We start from the raw sequence: 22,313 nt of genomic DNA on the forward strand, positions 1-22,313 counted from the left end.
AAGCATTCATTCTAAATAAGCATCCCGGCAATCGAAGCGGTCATCCAGGAGACGAGGGCGCCGCCGATCATGGCGCGCAGAGCAATGCGCGACAGCTCTGAGCGTCGATTTGGGATCAGCGCGCCGATGCCTCCCAATTGAATGCCGATGGACGAAAAATTGGCAAACCCGCACAGCGCATAGGTGGCAATGGTGATCGAGCGCGGCGACAACATCCCCTGCCGAATCGCCTCGCTCAACTGCGCATAACCGACGAATTCGTTGACCGCGATCTTGACGCCGAGAAGGTTGCCGACGTCAAGCGCCTCTTTCCAGGGCACGCCAATTAGAAAGGCGATAGGTGAAAACAGCGTGCCTAAAAGCGATTTTAAACTGCCCGGGAAAATGCCCGAAAACTGTTGTGCTTGAGCGTTGTAGGCGCCGCCCAGCAGTCGGCCGTCGATCCATTTATCGGCAAAACCCAGCAATAGATCAACAAAAGCGATCAGCGAGATGAAGGCGATGAGCATGGCGCCGACATTGACGGCCAGTTTCAGGCCGTCGGTGACGCCGCGCGCCGCGGCATCGAGCAGATTATCAGCGCGCCCCACATCCGGTATATTGACGTCTCCCGCCGTTTTTGAATGCTGTGTCTCCGGCAGGAGAATTTTCGCCATCACTAATGAGGCCGGCGCCGCCATGACGCTGGCGGCGATCAAATGCGCCGGGCTGATGCCCATGCGAATGTAGCCGGCCATCACTCCGCCGGCAATGGTGCCGAAACCGCCGACCATGACGGCGTGCAGTTCCGAAATCGTCATTTCTTCCAGAAACGGCTTGATCAGCAGCGGCGCTTCGGTTTGGCCGACAAAAACGTTGGCTGAACAGGAAAGCGTTTCGGCACCGCTCGTGCCCATGGTCCAACGCATAAAAGAGGCCATCGCCTTGACCACGGCCTGCATGATGCCGAGATAATAGAGAATGGACATGCAGGCCGAAAAAAAGATGATCGTCGGTAAAACCGAAAAAGCAAACTGAAATCCGAATCCAGGCCAGGCATCGGACTGGGGCGTAAAATATTCGGTCTTGACCAAATTGCCGAAGAGAAACTCGCTTCCTTTATCGGTCAAACGCAGAAACCGTTCCACATAGACGGCCAATCTGACGAGTACGGCGTCGCCGTAAACGCCCTTGCCGATCATCATTCCAAGGCAAAGGATCAGCAAAATTGAAAACAAAATTCGCCCCAGTTTCGGTGCTTTTCTAATCCAAGCATAGAAAAGACCAAGAGCGGTCAATCCAAGAATGATGCTCATATATCCCGCCTTTTCGAGCCCGACGGCAACCGCCGTTCCTATACCTGCACCTGCCAACCCGACGGCAACCTTGATTGCCAAGCGGTGTGCGGGCTGCGCGAAAGACAGCTCTTGACGATAGAGGTAGGCGACGATCAGGCTGAAGAAGAGAAACGTGCCGATCCACGAGACGACAGAACGGCTGAGAATGACGGCGGCAAACAGCATTTGCAGGCTCATTCCCCAGATGATTACACGCGGTCGTACAGCGCGGCGATTGGCGGATAAAAGAAAGGCGATGCCGAGAATAGTTACAAGTCCCAGAATACCGATAAAGCGCATGCAGACCTCACTCGTTGGTTGTTTCGTCCTGGAAAACCTCATGACAGAAGCGGCAACGCGCCTCATAAAGGTCGGCCGCACCTACGAGTACCCGTTCAGAGCGCTTTGCCAGCCGCTGCGTACGGCCCGCCGGACTGCCGCATTTGACGCAGATCGCTAAGGTTTTGGTGATATATTCCGCCACCGCCAAAAGCTGAGGAATCGGCTCGAAGGGCTTGCCCATATAATCCTGATCGAGACCCGCGACGATGACGCGTTTGCCGCTGTCGGCCAGCTTTTGGCAAACATCGACCAATGAAAGATCGAAAAACTGCGCCTCATCGATGCCGACCACATGTGCATCCTGCGCCTTTTCCAAGATCTCTTCGGCGGAAGAAACGGAAATGGAGGGAATTCTCTGGGCGCTGTGTGAAACGATGTGGCCGGTTGAATACCGATCGTCGATCAAAGGTTTAAAAGTCGCCACTTTGAGCCGGGCGATTTCGGCGCGACGCAATCGGCGAATAAGTTCTTCCGATTTGCCGCTGAACATGGGACCGCAGATCACTTCGATCCATCCCATGTCTCGCGGTACGATGCTCAACATGCCTTTCTCCTTTCAGCAAAACTTTAATGTTTGAACAATCGAATGAACAGAGTTATCAACAGAGAGACTATCAGGCCGGTAGCGATGGGAAAGTAAAACACAAAATTTTCCCTGCGGATGAGGATGTCGCCTGGAAGGCGGCCAATCCGCAGGCCGAACCGTTCGAAAAGAAACAGCAAAGCACCCGCAAAAGTCAACAAAACACCTACGGTCATCAACAGCTTACCAATGTTTTGCATGGCATGCCTCACTTTTTGCAGTTCAATTTTGTTTCACCATACAACGGCATCATTATTCCTAACTGCATGGGCGGGAAAAGGATGCCGCTTGTCGAACACTCGCAAGGCTTCTGCAGGTTCGAGTGTGACAAACGTCTCGTCGACCGTTCCGTTCTCATTTAATACGGCAGAGATATCCAAGCCGAAGAAATGGGCAAAAAAGGCATACATCGGCACGCGTTTTGAAAATCCATAGTCATGCTGCTCGTCGGGCAAATGGGCGGTCCAAAAATGATTTGAAGCTCGGAGCAGGTCATAGATGCGCTGAATGTAGGGGAATTCGACCGCCGGCGAATTGCGCGTCCAATCCCCGCCGCAGGATACCAGCAGCATCGGCCGCGGCGCGCAACAGGCGGCAATTTCGACGTTGTTGGTTTGGAACGTCGCATTGCGGTGGATCGGCATGCCGCTTTCGCAGACGCAGCCGCCGAAAAAATGCGCCGAAACCATGACGACAGGGGCAGAGGCGGCAATGCGTTCGTCGACGGCGGCCAAGAGAAAGGACTGAGTTCCGCCGCCGGAGGCGCCCGTCACGCCGATTCGCGTCGAATCGACGGTCGGCAAAGTCGTCAAAAAATCCACTGCACGAATGCTGTTCCAAAGCTGCAGCTTGAGGGTTTTAGGATGATGATGAACCCACCCTAACTCCGCGCTTTCACCGTATCCGACTATATCGTAGCTCAGGACCGTTGCCCCCATTTTCGCCAGCGTCGCACACCGTTTCTGCATGTCGGCTCGATACCGTCCATAGTCATTCGGATCGTTCCAATGTCCGTGCGGACACAGTACCGCCGCCGTCTTTTCTCGGCGCGGTTTCGGTTCATATAGGCTGCCGGTTACGAACACACCAGGAAGACTCTCAAAGGCAACATTGACGACCGAGTAGCCGTTAAATTTTCGGCGATTGCGGTAAACGGGATTGAGCGGCGTTCGTTTCGGCAGCGGATCAAGTTCGGCGCCGGTTAAGATCAGCCGCCGAATTATTGCGGCGCGGGCTTGCCATTCCTCAGCCGTATGAAAGGAAGCGGCAAATTCGTCCATTTTTTGCGCCGCTTCCGCTTCGCTCCAATACTCTCCGACGCAAAGGAGCGAGTCCTGGGCACCTGCCGTCGACAGACAAAAGAAAAGGCCGAATGGAATGAGCAGAAAACACGCCGAACGTGTCATGGCTTTTTCTCCGCAATAATTTTGTCGACCAGCCGGACGGTCTCATCCACGGCAGCCGACATATCGCCCTCACCGCAAAAGATTCGATCGGCAAAAACGCGCGAAGTCTCGACGAATTGCAGGAACATGGGACGCACGGTGCACAAATATTGATTGACGATCGACTCGACGCTGCGGCCGCGCTCGATTAAATCGCGCTGCAACCGTCTGATGAAGCAGAGATCGAGGGGCGTGTCGATAAAGATGCGCAGATCGAACAGCTCCCGACACGCCGCCACGCTGAAAATCAGGATCCCGTCCACGATGACGGCCCGCTTCGGTTTCAGCACCCCTGTCTCACGTCGCCGCGTATGTCGGCTGAAATCATAACGCGGATGCTCGATCGGTTCGCCCGCTTTGAGCCGTTTGAGATGTTCGATCAAAAGGTCGAAATCGACGGCCTGCGGGTGATCATAATTTACCAACTCGCGATCGGAAAAAGGAATGTGCGATTGGTCATGATAATAGTCATCCTGCGACAGGATGCCGGTTTCCTCGGCTCTCAGTTTTTCGCGCAGAGCCTGGGTAAAATAGCTTTTCCCGGCACCCGAAGCGCCGGCCACTCCGATCAGCACCGGTCGAATTCTATTCCCCGTCATGATTGATAACCCCTTGATCAAAAGCCAACGGCAGCAGCTCGGCAACCGGGAGGCTTTTGACGGTTCCGTCGCCCGAAATCATGAGCACCGTGGCATTTGGAGCAAAATCCCATAGAACTTGTCGGCATGCACCGCAAGGCGGACAGACTTGCTTCGAATCGGCGGCAACGGCGACGGCGACAAAAGAGCGTTCTCCGGCCGCCAACGCCTTGAACAAAGCAAGCCTCTCGGCGCAGATCGTCAGGCCCAGCGAACTCGACTCGATGTTGCAGCCGTCGTAGATGCGCCCCGAACTGGTCAGCACGGCAGCGCCGACGCTAAAATGCGAATAAGGGGCGAGGGCTTTGGCCTTGGCCGCCAAGGCTGCCTCGACAAGAGAATTGAATTCCATTTTTTTCACATGCCAAAAAAAAGTCCGAAGCCTGAGAACAGACTTCGGACGATAATTTGATACATCTGAAGCGAATATTCTTAGAAGGGCAAATCATCGGCCTCATCGATCGGAGGTTCGGGCGGAATCGTCTTTTCACCTTTTGATCCCGCTTCGACATTGTTCCCTTCACCGCGGGCATCGAGAAATTGAATTTGATCGGCAATAATCTCAGTGGTAAAATGCTTGACGCCGTCTTTATCTTCCCAAGAGCGCGTCGCCAGCTTTCCCTCGACAAAGACCCGACTTCCCTTTTTGAGAAATTTGCCCGCGGTTTCCGCCTGCTGCCGCCACAAGACGACGCGATGCCATTCAGTGTTTTCGACCAAATTGCCGTCCTGGCCGCGATAGCTGGTATTGGTGGCGACGCTCAACGTCACCGTTGCAGCACCGGAGGGCGTGTATCTGACATCCGGATCCTGTCCCAATCGGCCTATCAAGATAACTTTGTTGACGGTTCCCTTGCTGTCGTAAGCCATGTGTTCCCCCTTTTTAAAAGTTCATGTAAAGTAAACCTTGGTTATCGTCAAGGACATCATAAGAATATTTTGCCTGAATATCAAGCATTTTTTAGCTCCTAAATTGTATCCAAGACGGTTCGAATTTCCAATGCGGAAACAGCACCCTGCCGCACAATCCTCACCGGAGATCTGGTTACATCGACTACCGTGGAGGGGGTTCGGGACGGTGTCGGCCCTCCGTCGATAATAAGATCCAACTGATCGCCGAAAACGGCATCCACCTCTTCGGCGGTCGTTGCCGGCGGTTCGCCCGAAGGATTGGCGCTGGTGGAAATGAGCGGAAAACCGGTTTGCCGAATAAGAGAAAGACAGATCCTCGAATCGGGTATACGCACGGCAATCGTGTTATGACCGGAGCGAAAAACGGCGGCCACCTTTTCCACTGCGTCAAAAATAATCGTCAAAGGGCCGGGCCAAAAATTATCGATCAGCTTTTCCGCGGCCGGCGGAATTTCTTTGACCAACTCACGTACCTGCAGAATGTCGCCGGCAATTACGATCATGGCCTTGCTCCGATCTCGGCCCTTCAGGTCATAGATCCGATCCACGGCGGCTGCATTCAAAGCATTGCAGCCGATTCCATAGACGGTCTCCGTCGGATAAGCAATGATACCTCCGTCCATTAGCACCTTGGCGGCTTGGCGGATCAGATGAGGTTCCGGTTTGCGTGGATTGACCTGAATAATCTTTTCCATATGCTCGATTCGGTTATTGATCATGAAACTGCATGCGGTAAAGTTCCTGATAGAGCGGCGAACGCTTTAGCAATTCATGGTGCTTGCCGACATCCACGATCCTCCCGTCTTCCATCACCACGATCTTGTCGGCGTGCATAATGGTCGACAGCCGGTGGGCGATCGCCAAAACCGTTCGGTTTTTCATCAGGTTGTCGATGGCCGCCTGCACCAGCTTTTCCGATTGGGTATCCAGCGAGGAGGTCGCTTCGTCCAGAATGAGGATCGGCGTATTTTTTAGAATGGCACGGGCGATGGAAATTCGCTGCTTTTGACCCCCGGAAAGAGTTACGCCGCGCTCGCCGATCAATGTATCGAGTCCCTGCTCCATTTTGCTGATAAATTCCCAGGCGTTGGCAGCCTTGGCCGCCGCAATGACCTCTTCTTCCGTATAGTCACTCAAACCGTAACCGATGTTGTACCGCACCGTATCGTTGAACAACAGCGTTTCCTGACTGACGATGCCGATATGGTCGCGCAGCGAAATAAGATTGTATTCCCGTACATCCCGACCGTCGATCTTGAGAGATCCGGCCGTGACGTCGTAAAAGCGCGGAATTAGATCGGCCATCGTGGATTTGCCGACGCCGCTGTGTCCGACTAACGCCACCATTTCGCCTTTGCGGATCGTCAGATTGATATCCTTGAGTACCGGAGTTTGGCCGTTGTAGCTGAACCAAACGTGTTCAAAGACAATATCGCGTTCGAAAGCGCTGAACGGCACAGCATGAGGAGAATCGTAGGGTTCCGTCGGCTGGTCGAGAAAATTGAAAATCCGCTCGGCGGCCGCCAGGCCGGTCTGCAGCACATTGTTCAAGCCGGAAAGCTCCTTAAGCGGCTGAAAGATCATGAAAAGGAAGACCAGAAAACGGATAAAATCTTCGGCATTCAATCCCTCGCCCTTGTAGACCATCGTGCCGCCGTACCAGAGCAAAGCCGTAAAAATCAATACGCCGATCGTTTCGTTGAGGGGCCCGGTCAAGGCATCCAGCTTTTTTGCGCGCAACGACTTGGCGAAATAGTCCTGATTGGTGCGGGCAAACTTGGCAATTTCGCGCATTTCCGCGGTAAAAGACTTGACCACGCGAATGGAAGAAACGCTTTCCTGAAAAGCGGTGACGACCATGGAAATTTGCTCATAGACGCGTCTGCTCTTGCGCCGCATCGACTGGCCGATCTTGACCAATAGATAGCCGCTGAGCGGCAAAAGCAGAAAAGTCGCAACCGTCAACTTCCAACTGATCATCAGCAAGACGACGAGGTATGAAAGGATCTGCATCGGTGCCAAAAAGATTTTGACAAAGCTGCTGTCCAGCACCATCTGAATGCCGCTGACGTCGTTGAAAACGATCGACGTCAATGAGGCCGTGTGCCGTTTGTGGAAAAACGACAGCGGCAGCCGCATAATCTTTTCCTGCAGCTGATTGCGCAGCTGGGTGACGATTTTCAGCTGCGCATAAAAGAAAAGCAGCTTGTGAAGATATTGGGAAATATTCTTTAGGAAAAACGAGACAAAAATGACGATGCAGACCAACTTTAAAGTCTGATAACGATCCTCCTTGATCAGCAGATTGCTGACTTTATTTTTTATTTTTACGTAAAACCTTTGTCTTGAAAGCTGGTTCGAAATCCACTGTTGCCGATCCTGCTTTTCTGCACCCTCTTTTTGCACGCTTTCTCGGCCGGCATTGAAAAGCTCGCGGACGAAATCAGCCGAAACCCATACCGATATGCCGTTAAACAGAACAAACGTAAAGGTAAAAAAGAACCCGAGGGCGACCGGTCTCCAATGCGGCTTGATATATTTAATGACGCGAAAGTAAAGCTTCATATCCAAACTTTCGAAAAATGTAGGGCGGTTGCATATTTCATCGCGAATCGATATATTGGAGTCGAAATATAAAAAGAAAAAAATTATCTACATAATTGAATTTAATCTCGGCAGCCATGAACATTCTCTTTTTAACCCATCAAGGCGGGACCGCAGGTTCCACTTATTCCATTGCCTATTTGGCCCGCGGATTGGCCGAAAGAGGACATCGAGTGGTCGTCGGCTGCCGTCAAGATGTTCTGCTCTATGAACTGCTGCTGAATAGTCCGGTTATTCTGTACCCAATGACGTTCAACGGCCGTTTTGATTTTTCCAACATGCGGCAAATTCGCGATGCCGTCAAGCGCTACGAGATTCAATTGATCAACGCCCAATCGGGCATGGACCGATATACCTCTATTATGGCAAGGGCTGTCTTTCGCCTCGATGCGGCCGTTGTTCACACCCGCCGACAAAAGCCGATGAGTTCCGGATTTTTTCTCCAGACTTGGCTTTATCATCGCGGAACAGATAAGATCATAGCCGTCAGCCGCGGTGTCAAGGAAGCGCTGATTCGGCTCGGCATTCCGGAAAGCCATATCTGGGTTATTCCAAACGGCACGCCGCGCGCAAAATATGTCGGCATCAACGAAAGCTATACGGCAGAATTGCGGAGTAAATACAATCTCCTCCCGGGAGAGCCGGTTATCGGCTGCGTTTCGCGACGCAAACAACAGGTCCAACTTTTAGAGGCGCTTTCCCACATCCAAAGGCGGCTGACGGCCATCTTTATCGGCATCACCGAAGCAGACCTGCCGATCTCCACTACCGGCCATCGGCTTCTTTTCCTCGGCCATTTGCCGCAGGAGCAGGTCTTGGCGCATTATCCTTTGTTCGACATCAAAGTGCTGCCTTCAGAGACGGAAGGTCTCTCTCAAGCCCTGCTTGAGGCCATGGCTCTCGGCGTACCGGTTATTGCCGCAGATGCTGCCGGAAATCCCGATCTGATTCGTGACGGGGAGAACGGCCTGTTGTACAAGGCTGGAGATTCGCGGCATTTGGCGCAACAGATCGAACGCCTTCTGCAGGATCAAGAGCTGTACCGAACTCTCCAGGAAAACGGTCGCAAAACCGCATTGGATGATTTCAGTATAGAGCGAACCATACAACGCTATGAAGAAGCTTTTACCGAAATCATTAGGAAACGTCATGAAAAATCATAAAGAAGTACGTTCCATCGTCATCGTTCAGACCGCATTTTTAGGCGACGTAATCCTTACCACGCCGCTCATCCGTGCGGCTCAGGAGCTGTTTCCTCTTGCCGATGTCGATGTCGTCGCCATCCCGCAGACCGCCGATATTCTCAGAAACAATCCGTTTATTAGAACTCTATACACTTTTGACAAGCGGGCGGACAAACGCAAAGCCTTCATGCGCGCCGTGCAGTGGCTGCGGAAGCAGAAATACGACCTCGGCTTTGCTCCCCATCGCTCGATGACCACCGCGCAGCTTTTGCTGCTCGGCAAAGTCGAACGACGCATCGGGTTTGCCGGAAATGCCGCTTCCTGGTTGTACACCGACCGCGTCTATTTCGACGTCGAAAAGCCGCAGGTCAAACGCTATCTCGATCTGTTAAAACCGCTTACATCGCGCAACTTTTCGCATCAAACCGAAGTGTTCTTTGATGCGGCAATCAAAAGTAAGGTCAACGCCATGTTGGAGCTCTACCGCACACCCTACAAGATCGCCGTGGCGCCGGGCTCTGTTTGGCCTACCAAGCGTTGGCCCGCGGAAAAGTATGTCGAGCTGCTGCGTCGGCTCGAACGCCATCCGATCACCTTTCTTTTTATCGGCAGCGCGGACGAGCGCGACTATTGCCAAAAGATCATCAATCTGTCAGGTGTGGGCAATGCCGTCAATTTGGCCGGTTCCTGCAGCCTTACGGAGGCGGCGGCCGCGATTGCAAGCTGCGATCTCTTGATCGCCAATGACAACGGCGCCATGCACATGGCCAACGCCGTAAAGACCGACGTCTTTGCCTTTTTCGGCCCGACGGTGCCCCGTTTCGGCTTTGCCCCGTTTCGCGAAAACGACCGCATCTTTCAGGTCGATCTCGACTGCAGGCCGTGCAGCACTCACGGCGGAAAGACCTGCCCCAAAGGCCATTTCAAATGCATGCGCGACATCCGTCCGATCGACGTCGTGCGCGCCGTCGAGTATCACTTGGAGCTCGACGCCTGAGCTGACTTTAATAAAGCTGATTGGGCCGTTCGGTCATCTCCCAGAGCATCAAATATTTGACATAAGCGGCAAAAGCCGAGTTGACGGCAAGCACCAGCCCGCGACGTCCGTCGAGGAAGCCGAGCCGCATTACAAAGATGCGTAAAAACTCGAGCATCCCCCGCAGAACAGCTTTTCCGACACTCGACTTTTTCCCATGCGCCGCCTTTTCTTCTGCCCCCAAGCGGGCGTAACGCTCAATTTTTTGCAGGTGTGAAGAGACGGTGGGAAAAGTGTAATGCAGCAGCGGTTCCTGAATCACGCCGACTCTTCCTTGCACCTCTACTCCCTCATGAACAACCTTGTCATTGTAACGGCCGAACCGCCGATTGAAAAATCGCAGCGGATAGTCGTTTCTCCAACCGGAGAAACGCACCAATTTGCCAAGGTAAAATGAGCGTCGGCGAATGCGATAGCCCTCGGCCGTCGGCGCGGAGGCGAGCTGCTGCAGGCGAAGCCGCAGTTCGGGGGTCGCCTCTTCATCTGCATCGATGGAGAAAATCCAATCGTTCTTTGCTTCCTCCACACCGCGCTGTTTGGCTTTTCCGTATCCCTGCCACTCTATCGGCACGATGCGGCAGCCTTGCCGACGACAAATATCGAGCGTAGCATCCGTAGAGCCGGAATCAACAACTATGATCTCGTCGGCCCAATTGACCGAACAAAGGCAGCGCTCGATGTTCCGCTCCTCGTTCAGGGTAATGATGACGACGGATATTTTGCTCATTTGCAAACCTCGCCGTTTGCAGCTTCTTCAAAGCCGATCTATTTAAGACGAAGCAGAGTTATAGAATCCTCACCATTCGTACGGTCTAAACCGAAACGACAACGGTAAATTCCTTGTCCATGGATTTCTTTGAGGCGCCGGCGATAATAGTCCAGGTTGACCCGCTTTTCCCCCTCGCGGAAAGGCGGATGATAAAGATGCAGCGGAAATTCTTTAACGAACGGATTGTAGCCGATCACACCCGCTTCATGCAGGCGATGGCCGAGATCGTCGTCTTCGTTACCCCATCCGATATACTGCTCGTCAAAACCGTTGACGCGTATATAGTCTTCGCGGTTGATCAACACCAGACCGCCGCGCAGCTTGGGGCCGATACGGCTGAGGCGCAGTTTTCTACAGATAAACTGCCGCTTCTCCTTACGGTATTGTCGGATTACCTTTCGCCGCTGCGCACGTGTTATTATAGGGAAGGCCCCCTCGACAATCATATCATCCGTAAGCAAAGCAGTTTGTTCTTCGGTCAGACGCACCGGATAGGCAACGAGAAAACGTTGCGGTCGAATATTCTCGACGAAGGTGCGAATAAAATGCTTGGTGTAAATGATGTCCTGGTCGAGAAAAATAAAATGATCCCCTTCGGCATGGCGGGCGGCGTTGTTGCGCACCCGCGAGAGACGAAAGCCGAGATGTTCCTGCCGTACATACTTGACCCGCATATTCAAAACCGGTAATCGGCTGCGGAGAACGCCCAGCATGTCGACTGTGGAGCCGTCGTCCGAAATAATCACTTCGTCAGGCTGAAACGATTGGTGCGCCAGGCTCAGCAAGGCCTTGTCGAGAAAGTCGGGGCGATTAAACACGTTAATGATGACCGATACCGAAGCCATAGGCGTCACTGTTATAAAATTTTGTTCTTTCTCAGAAACAAACCGACTTGGAGGGTGGTCCGCTTAAAGCCATGAAAATAAAGCTCGCGCACTCTCTGCATTTCTAATTTTTGCAGCTCTTTTTGTTTCGGATGCGTGGAAATTCCCTCATCCTGAAGAAAAACGGCCACCAGACAAGAAAGCGCTATGAACCGTATGCCTCGAGTAAAAGCGCGCACGAACCACTCATAGTCGCCTGCTATGCGAAAACTTTCATCGTACAATCCGATCCGGTCAAAAGCCTTGCGACAAATAAAGGAGGAAGCGTGCGGCAAACTGCCGCTAAAGAAATCGAGAGTACCCTTTTTTCTCGGCCGCCAAATATGAGAGGCGCCGTTTCGCTGATGGATCATCAGCTGGCAGCCGTAGAAAACGTCCGCGGGTTCTGTTTCACTCATGGCGGCAACAGCATTGGCGATGGCGGCCGGATAGGCCAAATAGTCGCCGGCGTTAAGAAACAGGCAATAATCGCCTGCGGCGGCACGAATGCCTTTGTTCATGGCATGATAAATTCCGCTATCCGGCTCGCTGATAAATCGGCTGACCGTGTGTCGATATCGCTCAACTATTGCCGCCGTTCCGTCCTCGGAAGCTCCGTCTACGACGATGTATTCTACGGGAAAGGTTTGTTGCGCAACGCTAAAAAGCGTTCGTTCGATCTCCTTCTCGGCATTTTTGGTTATGGTAATAATCGAGATGTTCATTTTTTGCTCTGGGTCAATAGTTGGTCGATGGCTGCACAAACCCGCTCAACGGAAATCTCGGCCAGTTCATGATTTTCGGAATATTCAATAAAACGGGAGGCCAATTCCTCGGGCGTCATGGCTTCTACACTGGGAGGAAAGACAACGGCCAGGTTCAACCTAAAGTCAGAGGGATACAGGTTAAATCGCACTGCATTGGTGCCCCCGCTGACGCAGATCGTCGGCCGGCCCAGCATCGCCGCCATATGCATGGCGCCCGTGTCGTTGGCGACCACAACGACCGCCCCCGCAATTAGGGCAGCAAGCTCGACCAGCGTGGTTCTGCCGCATAAATCCACCATCATTCGCCGCTGCATCTTGGTTAAAGATCGGAGCAATCGGCGGTGCTCCTTGCCGCCCAATCCGGTCAAATAGACCCTCAGGCCGTATCGACTGTGGAGGTATTCGGCAATCGACCCGAAAAACGGCCACTGCTTAAAGCGTGATGCGGCTCCGCCGGCAAGTACCGCATAAGGCACACTGCGGCAATTCATTTCCGGGGGCGCCGGCAAAGTCGGCTTGGCAATCGGGGCAGGCTCGCCGAGGAATCGCTCGACAACTTCGCGGTTACGGTAAAATTCAAATTTGGGTTTAGGCTCAACTTTGATATAATGATTGTAAAAAGCGCGGGTCACTGCCAAATGCGCCGGTTTTTCCGCTGCCGAATCGCCGTCAACACCGGCTCTCAACGGCGCGCGGGAAGCAAGAACCAACAGATCAGCGCATACATCGCGTGAAAAGGCCGGTTGAAAGGCGGCGGCAAAACCAATTTGGGCAATCCGTCCGAAAAGTCGATAACGGTAGAAAGCACTGCGAAAAAAGCATCTGCGATCTACCCAGATAAACTGATCCACCCAAGTCCGATCATAGGTCTCGGCCAAATCGCGATAGACAAGATTTCCGCAATAGGTGATCCGCCAGTCGCGGTAAGCGGCGCTCGCTCGGAACACGGGCAAAAAATTTCGAAAAAGCAGATAATCACCGATTCGATCGGTACGCACAATCAACAGTCGTTTTTCACCGCTCTGCGGTTGAGGCGACGGCTGACTGCGGAAAAAAAGCCATCGCCACAAAAAGGAAACGGGCGATCGTGCCGCGCGTACGTCGAGCGTTTGTTCAAGGCGCGACCAGTCCCGCAGATTATGAGGATAAAAGTCCGACATAGCTCTCGAGAGTCTGCTCTTTTATTGTGCGCATTTGATCGGCAAATGCAAGCCGTTTTCTTACCAGCCCATTGAAAATGTCCATCATATTTTCCGCCGTGGCATCGTTGACATACAGAGTCGGCAGGCCGATCTCCTGCAGGATTCTCGCGCGCGAATCGACGCCGACGGTCAAAGACGGCTTGCCGAGAGCAGCCATAATAAATGCGCCGTGAATGCGATTAAATACGCCGGCCTTGGCACCCGCATAGAAGGCAATATAAGGCTCAGGCCGGTTTGCGGAGAAAAAAATCCGCGCCTGAGGATCGATCGTTTTTGCCCACCGCCTTTCTTCGGCATTATGACAGGCAAAAACGACCCTGTGCTCCTTTTTCAAAATCGCATAAAATGACGCAAACTGTTGGAACCATTTACGCCGATCTATAGGCTGCCCGAAAGTGTAGTGTCCTCCGAGCGGCATGAAATTGACCGCGACATAGTCTTCCGCCACCGTCGACGGCGAATTTGCATCGACGGAAAAAAGCGAAGTGCAGGGCAGGACCGGCGCGTCACGGCCGACGCTATGCAGAATGGCAGCAGCCAGTTGGTCGCGCAGCGTCGTCAATCGGCACGAATCAAAGAATTCGCGAATATAATTCCGACAACGATCGCAAACCTCGCTCCCATTCGAATGAAATGTCTGACACGAACCGCCGGCAATGTTGTAAAAGGGAATTCGAAAAGCATTGATCCGCCGCCGCACCAGCGGCTCGTACCATTCATTTTCGCAGCAGTGCGCACCTACAGTCTCATGGCACCAGTAGACCGGCGCGCCGCTCTGAATGACCCAATCGGCCTGCAGAATACGGTCGCCGGTAAAGCGCAGCGGCAAAAGCTCGTTCAAGCCCCGCAGCCTGCGCAGCCGACCAAAACCGATGCGCGAGGTGATCGGTGTATGCTTGTGGACGCAAGAAAAAGAAAGCTTGTGACTCTTAAGGGCTTTTTGCAGAATAAACTGCAGCCCCATCCGCACCCAGTCGTCGCCGATGTTGTGCCGTATTGTCGTAATGAAGGTTATCTTCATGCAGGCCGCCTTTAGCCGCTTTGCACCGGCGGCTTGGTCTTCCACCGGCGATGCATCCAGAACCAATGATCGGGATGCCGGCGAATATGGCTTTCCAGAAGACGAGCGTGGCGCTGGGTCAGCTCCACGATAGAATTTTCGTCACGCGGGTCGAGATCATCGGCGGGAACCGTTTCCAGCAAAACGCGGTAACGCCCTTTCGGCAACAGGGTGCAGGTGCCGAAAATAATGGGCGCGCCGGTTTTGAGAGCCAGCTGGGCAACGCCGGGCGCCGTTGCCGAAGGAATGCCGAAAAAGTCGACGAAAACTCCTTCCCGATGGGCATCCTGATCGGCCAGTAGGGCGACGAATTTATTTTCACGCAAAGCGCGCAAAAACTGCCGCACGCTCATTCCCAAAGGAATCGTTTCGATGTTTTGCGTCCGGCGAAAGTCATTGATCAGCAGATCGACCAATCGATTCTTTTGCCGTTTGCCGATGGCCATGATCGGAAACCCCAATGAAGCGATAGCCGCCGCCATAATTTCCCAATTGCCGAAATGGCCGGTTAACAGCAGAGCGCCTTTTCCATTACGATCGGCTTCGAAAAGCAGACGGCGATTGATGAACAGAATCCGATCAGCCAATTCACTCTTGGGGCGAAAAGGGGTGCGCAAAAATTCGAAAAAAGTTTGACCAAAATTAGCAAACGTACGGCGCAAAATGCACTTCCGTTCGCGCAGGGTTTTTTCAGGAAAGGCTAAAGCAAGATTCTTTAAAGCGGTCTTTTTGCGTATGGGGACAAAGTAGTATGAGAAAAGGCCAAGGAATCTGCCCAGCCGCACTACTGAGGCGGGAGAGAGACCTCGACAAATGTTTACAACAAAGCAAAGAGCACGATATTCAAGGCGATGATTCCACGGCGTCATGCTAAAATTTACTCAATCTCATCGTCATTCACAACAAGCCCCTCGCGATCGCCGTCTGCAGTTTCGGTCGTGCCTGACTGGACACTTTCCTCTTCCCATTCACGCTCGATGCGCCGCTTTCTGATCCATTTGGCGATAAAGGCGGCAACCGCCAAAAAGATGACGCCGACCCAAAAATAATCCTCCAATTCATAGAGCCATACATATTTCTCATGTGTAGAAATATAAGCGCGCCATTCGGCTTCGAACTGGCGAAAAGAGCTGCCGGTGGCCAAAATAAAACACTCGTCGAGAGGGAGGCGGCGCCTTAGGCCGCCCAACAGCTGCCGCAGTCCGTCGATGTCATAAGTCTGTAGGAAATAGAGCGTGGCGGAATAGCTTTCCTGATAAGCCAAGTCAGCCTTGATTCGGCCGTATTCGAGCACCCATTCGATCTGATCGAGCGGAATCAGCGAATTCGAGGCGATTGCTTTCGACAGAACCGTCGACGTTTTCCGTCGCTCCTCTTTAGAGTAAAAGATGGCGAGCCCTTCATCCAACCAGCGCGGGATCTCTGCGCCTTCCAAACAGTCGTGCAGAATCAAGTGGGTCAGCTCGTGCACGATGGTGGTTTCAAAGGAAAGATCCTGCGACCAGCGCGGAGATTTGATGATCATGGCGCGGCTATTGGGAACGGCAAACGCCCCCACCCAGGAAGGCAAGGTTCCATTGGTCATCTCTCGAAAGGCGCGGCGCGAAGGCGCAATGTAGACAACAAGCGTATCCTCAGAAAAGCAGTCAAAATCGAATGTGATTTCTTCAATCGCTTTGCGAATGATACGGCTGATGTTCGGTCGGTAGGGGGCGTCTTCGGTGGTAGAATAGATAAGAATTCTGCCGGAGAGGTAGGATTCATATTCCGGTTCGACGGCAAAAAGCGTCGTCAGGAGAACAAGGATCGTGAGGAAAAGCCGTTTCATGATTTAACAAGCTGAAGGGTATCGGAGGCAAAGTCGCAGAGATTTTCAATTTGTTGTTTGAGTTTGCGGTGTACGCATTCGGGATGTTCGTCCATGCAGGCATTGCTTTCGCATCGCTGTTGCGGTTCGCTGCAGCCCGCGGCATTCTTGTAAGCCTCGATGGTTTGAATTCGTTTGACGACGGCGGACTGAGAAAACTTGTCCCCCAGCAGTTGAATGCCTATTTCCAGCGTCTTTTCCCAAATAAATTGGTGGGCGGCGATCATCTGCGCGGCTGTCAGATTATCGAGAAAGCTCTGCGGCGGCGTTCCGGTCAGTAAATGACGCAGCAACTGTAGTTTTACGCCGATCGAAATTTCGTTTTCTTTTTGCATGTGCATCAGCCCAGATGGCTCATAACCGCGTCAACCAAAAGACGCATCAACGCGCGACTGGATGCTTTGCCGGCCGAGTTCCACAAAGAAAAATATACGCGCTCAGAAAGAGAAAAACCATAACCAATCAGTTTTTCATTGACCGGTACGAGATTTTCCGCAAGATCACCGGCAATCACCCCGTGAGCATCGAATCTTCGCGACAACTCGTCCGCCGTTTCCATTGCTTTTTGAAAAGAAGCGCCGTCGAACCAATTGAACAGTAGAAAAAAACCGAGGATTTTATCGGCAACCAAATCCCAGGCAAAATCCTTGGACTTGTCGCTTTCTCCCAATCCGTAAAAGTACAGTTCCAGTTCGTTGCTGATTCGCGTTCGCCCGAATGCGCAATTTTCCCGCGTCAAAACGACTTCATTGCAAAGATGGGTCAGCAGTCGTTTTTGCAAGGCAAAAGAGGGCCCTAAAACAACAATCTCGGCTGTTCGTTGACCGGAACGCAGCACTTCCGACCACCTCATCAAACAAATTTTTGTCGAATCAACATCAACTCGGCTTTAGTGAGCCGCGGTCGATTGTAAAGTCCGGAAGGTGACTCTCCTTTGCTGATCAAGGGTGCTCCCTGCCGAAAAAGAGAAAAAATGCGGCTGTATTGTTGTTTTGCGCCGAGTATCGCACCGGCCGAAACGGGATTAAAAACAAGCTTTTCCTCTTCCGCTCGGCGATGCTCTTCAGTTTTCAAAAGAAGTCCTTTTCGGATCAGAGAATCAATACACTGCAAAGCCTGATCTGCCTCCAACGTACTGAGGGTCAATGCGCGACGTATCGAACTCGGCTCGAGAAAAAGCAGCAGCATGCTTCGTTCCGCCGACGATAGAGCCCCGCTGAAATTAGTAGAGTTTGCCACATATTTCGTCTGCAACGAAAACGGTTCGCCCATTGTCTCATGAAGCTGCTCGACGGCGCGCAAAATCAGGGCAATTCGGGCGCGCTCCTCTGAACCGAGCTTGGGTTTTCCGACCTCGTTTCGGAACTCGATGGAGAATCGTCCCTCTTCCCAAGCCAATAGATTCAACAAAGCTTCGATCGCGGCGCTCTGATCGTAGGAATGAATACCGCAGACCTCGCCTTTGTGCACTTCAATCCGTGCCGTTTCCGTTTTATGCTGAAGATGAATAATCGCCGATTTATTAGCGATAATGACCGTCTGAATCAAATCGGCGACGCCCATTTCCGTCAGGCTGCCGGAAAGGCCGTCTCCTTGCCCGCTTTCCTCGAGTACCAATGGTCGCATGCGGCCGAGTAGGACCTCAATCCTGGTCATCGCCTCGCGCGGATGGAAAGGCTTGAGCAGCAGATCATCGATATCCAGCTCCAACAGCTCGATACGTCGGTCGTGATCCGCTTCCTCTGTCAGGACAATAACGGCTATCGGAGGCTCGGCATACGTTCTGCGCAGCTGGTCGATAAAACGCTTGCCGCGATCGTCGCTCAAACGCGGCTCAAAAAGCAGGACATCGACCCTTTCTTTTTGAAGAAATTGAACCGCTTCTTCCAGGGAATCCAGCCTGTCAATTCGATGCCGTTGCTCTTTCAGCAGCCGAGATAATTCTTCGAGCTCAACCGACTCGCTGTCGATAATGAGAATTTTGTGGGAGGGTAAGCCGGTCATAAAAATGAGGCATCTTATTGATTCACAAAAGCAGCGGCATCAGGGCGGCGCTTCTTTAAAAGTACAAAAAGCAATCTCTGCAGGGCCGCCGGCTCAAAGGTTGATTGCACATGCACCTCTACCCATGCCGGAGCGTCGAGGAGTTTACGGACTTGATCAAACTCGACACTTTTTCCTGAAGAAGCGTAAAAAAGGACATGAATCGGTGCTTTTGTAATACGGTGAAGAGCGTTAAGCAGATATCGGTAATAGTCCCAACGTGTAGAGTCCTTATCGAGCGCCAAAATGATGCCTGCCAAATCCTTGGCAGCATAATCCACCAGAGGAGTCAACTCTTTATCGGTAGATAGACAAAAGACCGTTAAATAGCTTCCGTTTGCCGAATTGAGCGTCGAATAGCGAAAGTCGAGTTTACCGACTCTTTCAGTCTGCAGGGATTTCTGCGTCATGGCTTCGACAACTTGGCGGGCTTTGTCTTCATTTGACCCGATAACCAGAATGGTGCCGAGTTGTTCTGCGCGGATCATTTTCGGTTCTGTTGTCTCAGAGGACGCAGGAAAATCTTCAGCCGATTCCTCTTCATGCATAGACACCGAGGGACGCGCAAAAGGAATCCTATTTGCGCGAGGAAAAATTTCATCTTCCTCAGCCGGCTCCGGCAGCAAAATGGATGGGGTTAAATCTTCTTCCTCTACCGTATCAGTTTCGGGTTCGCTCTCACTGCCGAAATCTTTGAGCACATGCAGAAAGCCGAGTTTATACAACTTGACGATCCTTTTCAAAGCGACGATTTCGTTTTCACGGCACTCGTCGATGATGCGGCCAAGGGTTCGCTCGCCGTCAAATAAGGTTAAAAATTCTCGTAATTCGGGATTCGTATCTTTTTGGGCTACGATTTGACGAAAATTCGTGGTAATAATGACCACAGAATCCAAAGCAGGCAGTTGTTTGAGAAGCTCATTGCGCAAATCCATGCGTTTGACTCCTTGAAATAATATGCCCATATTGCTGAGCGACATCTCGTCTTCCGTGTTTACGCGGCCGAAAGACATCGTATAGACGCCGTTTCGCCAGCTCATCATTTTGAAAACCGCTTCTTCAGCATAAAGAGAACCGGTTTCGGCAGCAATCAAACATCCGTCGCGAAAAGCCAGACGACCTGTGGAACCGTTTTCGTTGACCAGCTGCAGGAGGCCGCTTCTCCGCTCGATCCCCATACTTTCGATGAGATCAATTACCGAATGATCTTCCAATCGGCCGAATGTTGATGAAGGATCAAGAGACGCTCGGCAGCGCTCTCTGCGGCGCCAAAGCATCTCTACACGCGCCACGATTTCCCGTGCATGAATCGGCTTGATGATGACGTCATCCGCGCCAAGGCGCAAACATGCCGTCCGGCTCCACACGTCGTTCTTTGAGGTCAGAAAGATGATTACGGACCGGCGGTGAAGCAAAGCCCTCTGCAGCTCGCGAAGAACGATCAAACCGTTGATCTTGGGCGCCGACAATTCACATAGCACCACATCAAAGGAGGAAGCGGAAAGAATGTCCAGCGCCTCATCTTCCGAAACTGCCGACCGAACCCGAAATCCGGCCGCACTGAAATAATTTTCGAACAAACTGAGATTCGTTTGCTCGTGCTCAATAACTAAAAGCTCACGGGCGGCCATGCTGCAGTGCCTTCTTATGATGCCTTTACAATGTATCGAAATTGTCCGCGCAAATCAAGCTGCAATAAAAAAGCCGGATTTTTATCCGGCATTCAGTAAAATGGAGAAACTTGAAATTAAATTCTTTTTTCAGACCGCGGAAGGGTCTGCGCTTTTCGCGATTTGAATAACTTTGCCGTGCAATTCCTTGATTCCGCACAAGGGAATGGATGCCTTGCCCTCGGCGGAGACATCGACCTCCTGATCGGCCAATTTAAGCTTCCAGCCCGAAAAATTATCACAATTCGCCTGCCAAAGATACAGCAGCAGCTTATGATCCTGCAGGTCGCTCATGGCGCGGATCGTCAAAAAGTCCTGCAAATCTTCGCGGCCATAATCTGCAAGCTTTTCTTTTGCACCGAAACGGCTGCCGTTGGCATAGAATAACAGTTCGGTGAAAAATAGCCCGGCCTGCGGATTTGGCTCACTTGAGGCGATCGGTCTGCAAATCAGCAGACCATATTCGACCTCCGGAGAGGAGAGGCATTTGGCCAAATCGAGCACCTTGTTGTGCACAGGCCTCTGCAGTTCTTCATTAATTTGATCATACAGACTGCGAATGGCCTGGTAGGCGTTTCTACATTGAACACATTCGCTCAAATGACGATCAAAATGTTGCTTGTCATCTGCCGTAAGTGGTTCTCCCAAAGCCGCCGTTTCAAACGCCCGCCCTTTTCGACATAATTCGTTTTTTAGAGTCTTGACGATCATTTTCCGCAACGGTTATTTATTGTCGAGCCCAGCGAAACCATCCGCTTGTGTACTGACAATAAATACCGACAAAAAAAATATTTCACGGAAAATTAAAGAAGAGCTTTCAATTGCAGGCGAAATTCTTTTTTGGCGACTTTGGCTAAATATTCAAAGATCGAGCGCTCGTTTTGACGATATTCGCGCTGGGTGAGATGCGGAAGGTAAAAGCGCAAATTGCGGAAATACGAGGAAGTATCCTTCTTTTGAATCAAATCGTAAAGAACATCTCGTAGAGCCTTGCTGTAGATTACCGCACGTTCTGGATCCAACTTGTTGGACTTTAGATATTGCGACGATATCTTGTCGTCGACTTTTTTCATAACGACATCGATATAGCTTTCGATCTCTTTGCTTTCCAGTATGTCCTGCGGCGTGGGAACGTGTTCTTCGGCGGACAAAGTGTCTCGCGCCGACTCGAATTTGATCTTGCGGACAAGCTTGACGATCGCTTCTACCGGCAAAAAATTCTGAAATTCGTCGGAGTCATGAAGGTTTTTCAAAAGTTTTCGGATCGCACCTGAGACCGAATCGTTGGGGCTGTAGATGTCGATGAAGCGATTGTAGAGCACCTCTTCCGGAATGGGAGGACGATTCTTGCGCAAATAGGGCAGAATCTGCTCGACGATAATCGGCTGATTCAGCGCAAGATCGAGGCCGTTTTTATAAAAGACATATTCCTTTCCCATTTCGGAAAACACGGCCAGCTTTTCCGAACTGCGAATGGCAACCTTGATGTTGCGTACAATTTTAGCGCCTTCCGGATCTCTTTCACGAAAAATGCGTGACAGCTCCTGCTTGGTTTTTCTCACAACCAAACGGCGCGTCCAAATCATAACGTCGGCATCTGAAACAAAAGATTGTTCGGCAAATTTCGGCTCATAATATCGTTTCAGCTGCAGAAAAGTGCCGTCTTCGTCGCAGGTAAACAGCTCTGCTATGCAGTCGGTTGCCAAGTCCTGAAGTTCAAGATCGGTATCGATCCTCTCCCCGGAGATTCGTTTGCCGATAATTTCTTGATATTTCAAATAGCCTAATGATATCTTTTGCATTAAGCTGATGATTTCGATCAGCTGTGCCTGCGTATGGCTGCCGGAACAAACAGCTTGAATCAGTTGCTTCAAACTTTGCTTTTCCATCCGATACAGCTTTCCTGCATGAATCGTTTTCGATGCCGTTCCTTGTTTGCAATAAAATCGTTGCTGCATCCGGAACGATGCAGACACAGTATATTAGTATTTTTTTCTCCGCAAAACGCATAC

Annotated in this window: 24 protein-coding genes; 2 read left to right on the top strand and 22 right to left on the bottom strand. The window is 51.8% G+C overall.

The genetic code is table 11. The annotated features are described in order from the left end of the window. Positions 1-11 precede the first annotated feature (11 nt). The 9 genes from ONB24_04310 to ONB24_04350 all read right to left on the bottom strand — a co-directional run bounded on the left by ONB24_04310 (position 12) and on the right by ONB24_04350 (position 7,801). Entirely contained in the window at positions 12-1,616 is a 1,605-nt protein-coding gene (locus ONB24_04310) for a NupC/NupG family nucleoside CNT transporter (protein ID MDZ7315328.1), read from the bottom strand. Positions 1,617-1,623: 7 nt separating this feature from the next. After that, complete coding sequence (locus tag ONB24_04315) at positions 1,624-2,202, bottom strand: thymidine kinase (protein MDZ7315329.1); 579 nt, start codon at positions 2,200-2,202, stop codon at positions 1,624-1,626. A gap of 23 nt (positions 2,203-2,225) precedes the next feature. Next, on the bottom strand, positions 2,226-2,441 hold the full coding sequence (locus ONB24_04320; protein ID MDZ7315330.1) for a DUF2905 domain-containing protein: 216 nt from the start codon (positions 2,439-2,441) through the stop codon (positions 2,226-2,228). 33 nt (positions 2,442-2,474) lie between these two features. Continuing rightward, positions 2,475-3,647, bottom strand: a complete 1,173-nt coding sequence (locus tag ONB24_04325; GenBank protein MDZ7315331.1) for an acetylxylan esterase — start codon at positions 3,645-3,647, stop codon at positions 2,475-2,477. Next, positions 3,644-4,285: a uridine kinase gene (udk, locus tag ONB24_04330; protein ID MDZ7315332.1), complete on the bottom strand. Its 642-nt coding sequence runs from the start codon at positions 4,283-4,285 to the stop codon at positions 3,644-3,646. The genes ONB24_04325 and udk overlap by 4 nt, the downstream gene beginning before the upstream one ends. Beyond that, positions 4,272-4,676 (bottom strand): cytidine deaminase, encoded by a 405-nt coding sequence (gene cdd, locus ONB24_04335; protein MDZ7315333.1) that lies wholly within the window; start codon positions 4,674-4,676, stop codon positions 4,272-4,274. The genes udk and cdd overlap by 14 nt, the downstream gene beginning before the upstream one ends. Before the next feature lie 80 nt (positions 4,677-4,756). Next, a complete protein-coding gene (locus tag ONB24_04340) occupies positions 4,757-5,194 on the bottom strand; it encodes a single-stranded DNA-binding protein (GenBank protein MDZ7315334.1) in 438 nt (145 codons plus the stop codon). A gap of 98 nt (positions 5,195-5,292) precedes the next feature. Continuing rightward, complete coding sequence (locus ONB24_04345; protein MDZ7315335.1) at positions 5,293-5,955, bottom strand: L-threonylcarbamoyladenylate synthase; 663 nt, start codon at positions 5,953-5,955, stop codon at positions 5,293-5,295. Beyond that, a complete protein-coding gene (locus ONB24_04350; protein ID MDZ7315336.1) occupies positions 5,945-7,801 on the bottom strand; it encodes an ABC transporter ATP-binding protein/permease in 1,857 nt (618 codons plus the stop codon). Before ONB24_04350 ends, ONB24_04345 begins: the two co-directional genes overlap by 11 nt. Before the next feature lie 116 nt (positions 7,802-7,917). Between ONB24_04350 and ONB24_04355 the strand changes: the two genes are divergently transcribed. After that, complete coding sequence (locus ONB24_04355) at positions 7,918-9,003, top strand: glycosyltransferase family 4 protein (protein MDZ7315337.1); 1,086 nt, start codon at positions 7,918-7,920, stop codon at positions 9,001-9,003. Beyond that, positions 8,990-10,021: a lipopolysaccharide heptosyltransferase II gene (gene waaF / locus ONB24_04360; GenBank protein MDZ7315338.1), complete on the top strand. Its 1,032-nt coding sequence runs from the start codon at positions 8,990-8,992 to the stop codon at positions 10,019-10,021. Before ONB24_04355 ends, waaF begins: the two co-directional genes overlap by 14 nt. Positions 10,022-10,028: 7 nt before the next feature. Here the strand turns inward: waaF and ONB24_04365 are convergent, their stop codons facing one another. From ONB24_04365 to ONB24_04425, 13 genes are all read right to left on the bottom strand, one after another. Continuing rightward, on the bottom strand, positions 10,029-10,787 hold the full coding sequence (locus ONB24_04365; GenBank protein MDZ7315339.1) for a glycosyltransferase family 2 protein: 759 nt from the start codon (positions 10,785-10,787) through the stop codon (positions 10,029-10,031). Between the two features lie 38 nt (positions 10,788-10,825). Then, entirely contained in the window at positions 10,826-11,674 is an 849-nt protein-coding gene (locus ONB24_04370; protein ID MDZ7315340.1) for a glycosyltransferase, read from the bottom strand. An 11-nt stretch (positions 11,675-11,685) separates the two neighbouring features. After that, positions 11,686-12,417 carry a glycosyltransferase gene (locus ONB24_04375; protein ID MDZ7315341.1) on the bottom strand — a complete coding sequence of 244 codons (732 nt, stop codon included), beginning with the start codon at positions 12,415-12,417 and terminating at the stop codon, positions 11,686-11,688. Then, positions 12,414-13,619, bottom strand: a complete 1,206-nt coding sequence (locus ONB24_04380; GenBank protein ID MDZ7315342.1) for a glycosyltransferase family 9 protein — start codon at positions 13,617-13,619, stop codon at positions 12,414-12,416. Before ONB24_04380 ends, ONB24_04375 begins: the two co-directional genes overlap by 4 nt. Then, positions 13,597-14,682: a polysaccharide pyruvyl transferase family protein gene (locus ONB24_04385; protein ID MDZ7315343.1), complete on the bottom strand. Its 1,086-nt coding sequence runs from the start codon at positions 14,680-14,682 to the stop codon at positions 13,597-13,599. Before ONB24_04385 ends, ONB24_04380 begins: the two co-directional genes overlap by 23 nt. 11 nt (positions 14,683-14,693) lie before the next feature. Next, positions 14,694-15,590 (bottom strand): lysophospholipid acyltransferase family protein, encoded by an 897-nt coding sequence (locus tag ONB24_04390; GenBank protein ID MDZ7315344.1) that lies wholly within the window; start codon positions 15,588-15,590, stop codon positions 14,694-14,696. A gap of 8 nt (positions 15,591-15,598) precedes the next feature. Then, the gene (locus ONB24_04395; GenBank protein ID MDZ7315345.1) at positions 15,599-16,549 is read right to left on the bottom strand and encodes a peptidase MA family metallohydrolase; all 951 of its coding nucleotides are present in this window, start codon (positions 16,547-16,549) and stop codon (positions 15,599-15,601) included. Then, entirely contained in the window at positions 16,546-16,923 is a 378-nt protein-coding gene (locus ONB24_04400) for a hypothetical protein (GenBank protein ID MDZ7315346.1), read from the bottom strand. Before ONB24_04400 ends, ONB24_04395 begins: the two co-directional genes overlap by 4 nt. Positions 16,924-16,928: 5 nt before the next feature. Continuing rightward, positions 16,929-17,426 (bottom strand): hypothetical protein, encoded by a 498-nt coding sequence (locus tag ONB24_04405; protein ID MDZ7315347.1) that lies wholly within the window; start codon positions 17,424-17,426, stop codon positions 16,929-16,931. Between the two features lie 14 nt (positions 17,427-17,440). After that, positions 17,441-18,592, bottom strand: coding sequence for a response regulator (locus tag ONB24_04410; GenBank protein MDZ7315348.1), 1,152 nt, complete (start codon positions 18,590-18,592; stop codon positions 17,441-17,443). 14 nt (positions 18,593-18,606) lie between these two features. After that, positions 18,607-20,262: a response regulator gene (locus tag ONB24_04415; GenBank protein MDZ7315349.1), complete on the bottom strand. Its 1,656-nt coding sequence runs from the start codon at positions 20,260-20,262 to the stop codon at positions 18,607-18,609. A gap of 129 nt (positions 20,263-20,391) precedes the next feature. Next, complete coding sequence (locus ONB24_04420; protein MDZ7315350.1) at positions 20,392-20,901, bottom strand: hypothetical protein; 510 nt, start codon at positions 20,899-20,901, stop codon at positions 20,392-20,394. Positions 20,902-21,104: 203 nt separating this feature from the next. Beyond that, complete coding sequence (locus ONB24_04425) at positions 21,105-22,190, bottom strand: hypothetical protein (protein ID MDZ7315351.1); 1,086 nt, start codon at positions 22,188-22,190, stop codon at positions 21,105-21,107. Positions 22,191-22,313: the final 123 nt, after the last annotated feature.

The sequence above is a fragment of the candidate division KSB1 bacterium genome (assembly GCA_034505495.1).
Classification (GTDB): Bacteria; Zhuqueibacterota; Zhuqueibacteria; order Residuimicrobiales; family Krinioviventaceae; genus Fontimicrobium_A.

Excerpts from the sequence above, each read along its gene's own strand:
- ONB24_04310 (MDZ7315328.1), bottom strand. The coding sequence starts at position 1,616 with ATGCGCTTTATCGGTATTCTGGGACTTGTAACTATTCTCGGCATCGCC.
- ONB24_04315 (MDZ7315329.1), bottom strand. The coding sequence starts at position 2,202 with ATGTTGAGCATCGTACCGCGAGACATGGGATGGATCGAAGTGATCTGC.
- ONB24_04320 (MDZ7315330.1), bottom strand. The coding sequence starts at position 2,441 with ATGCAAAACATTGGTAAGCTGTTGATGACCGTAGGTGTTTTGTTGACT.
- ONB24_04325 (MDZ7315331.1), bottom strand. The coding sequence starts at position 3,647 with ATGACACGTTCGGCGTGTTTTCTGCTCATTCCATTCGGCCTTTTCTTT.
- udk (MDZ7315332.1), bottom strand. The coding sequence starts at position 4,285 with ATGACGGGGAATAGAATTCGACCGGTGCTGATCGGAGTGGCCGGCGCT.
- cdd (MDZ7315333.1), bottom strand. The coding sequence starts at position 4,676 with ATGGAATTCAATTCTCTTGTCGAGGCAGCCTTGGCGGCCAAGGCCAAA.
- ONB24_04340 (MDZ7315334.1), bottom strand. The coding sequence starts at position 5,194 with ATGGCTTACGACAGCAAGGGAACCGTCAACAAAGTTATCTTGATAGGC.
- ONB24_04345 (MDZ7315335.1), bottom strand. The coding sequence starts at position 5,955 with ATGATCAATAACCGAATCGAGCATATGGAAAAGATTATTCAGGTCAAT.
- ONB24_04350 (MDZ7315336.1), bottom strand. The coding sequence starts at position 7,801 with ATGAAGCTTTACTTTCGCGTCATTAAATATATCAAGCCGCATTGGAGA.
- ONB24_04355 (MDZ7315337.1), top strand. The coding sequence starts at position 7,918 with ATGAACATTCTCTTTTTAACCCATCAAGGCGGGACCGCAGGTTCCACT.
- waaF (MDZ7315338.1), top strand. The coding sequence starts at position 8,990 with ATGAAAAATCATAAAGAAGTACGTTCCATCGTCATCGTTCAGACCGCA.
- ONB24_04365 (MDZ7315339.1), bottom strand. The coding sequence starts at position 10,787 with ATGAGCAAAATATCCGTCGTCATCATTACCCTGAACGAGGAGCGGAAC.
- ONB24_04370 (MDZ7315340.1), bottom strand. The coding sequence starts at position 11,674 with ATGGCTTCGGTATCGGTCATCATTAACGTGTTTAATCGCCCCGACTTT.
- ONB24_04375 (MDZ7315341.1), bottom strand. The coding sequence starts at position 12,417 with ATGAACATCTCGATTATTACCATAACCAAAAATGCCGAGAAGGAGATC.
- ONB24_04380 (MDZ7315342.1), bottom strand. The coding sequence starts at position 13,619 with ATGTCGGACTTTTATCCTCATAATCTGCGGGACTGGTCGCGCCTTGAA.
- ONB24_04385 (MDZ7315343.1), bottom strand. The coding sequence starts at position 14,682 with ATGAAGATAACCTTCATTACGACAATACGGCACAACATCGGCGACGAC.
- ONB24_04390 (MDZ7315344.1), bottom strand. The coding sequence starts at position 15,590 with ATGACGCCGTGGAATCATCGCCTTGAATATCGTGCTCTTTGCTTTGTT.
- ONB24_04395 (MDZ7315345.1), bottom strand. The coding sequence starts at position 16,549 with ATGAAACGGCTTTTCCTCACGATCCTTGTTCTCCTGACGACGCTTTTT.
- ONB24_04400 (MDZ7315346.1), bottom strand. The coding sequence starts at position 16,923 with ATGCAAAAAGAAAACGAAATTTCGATCGGCGTAAAACTACAGTTGCTG.
- ONB24_04410 (MDZ7315348.1), bottom strand. The coding sequence starts at position 18,592 with ATGACCGGCTTACCCTCCCACAAAATTCTCATTATCGACAGCGAGTCG.
- ONB24_04415 (MDZ7315349.1), bottom strand. The coding sequence starts at position 20,262 with ATGGCCGCCCGTGAGCTTTTAGTTATTGAGCACGAGCAAACGAATCTC.
- ONB24_04425 (MDZ7315351.1), bottom strand. The coding sequence starts at position 22,190 with ATGGAAAAGCAAAGTTTGAAGCAACTGATTCAAGCTGTTTGTTCCGGC.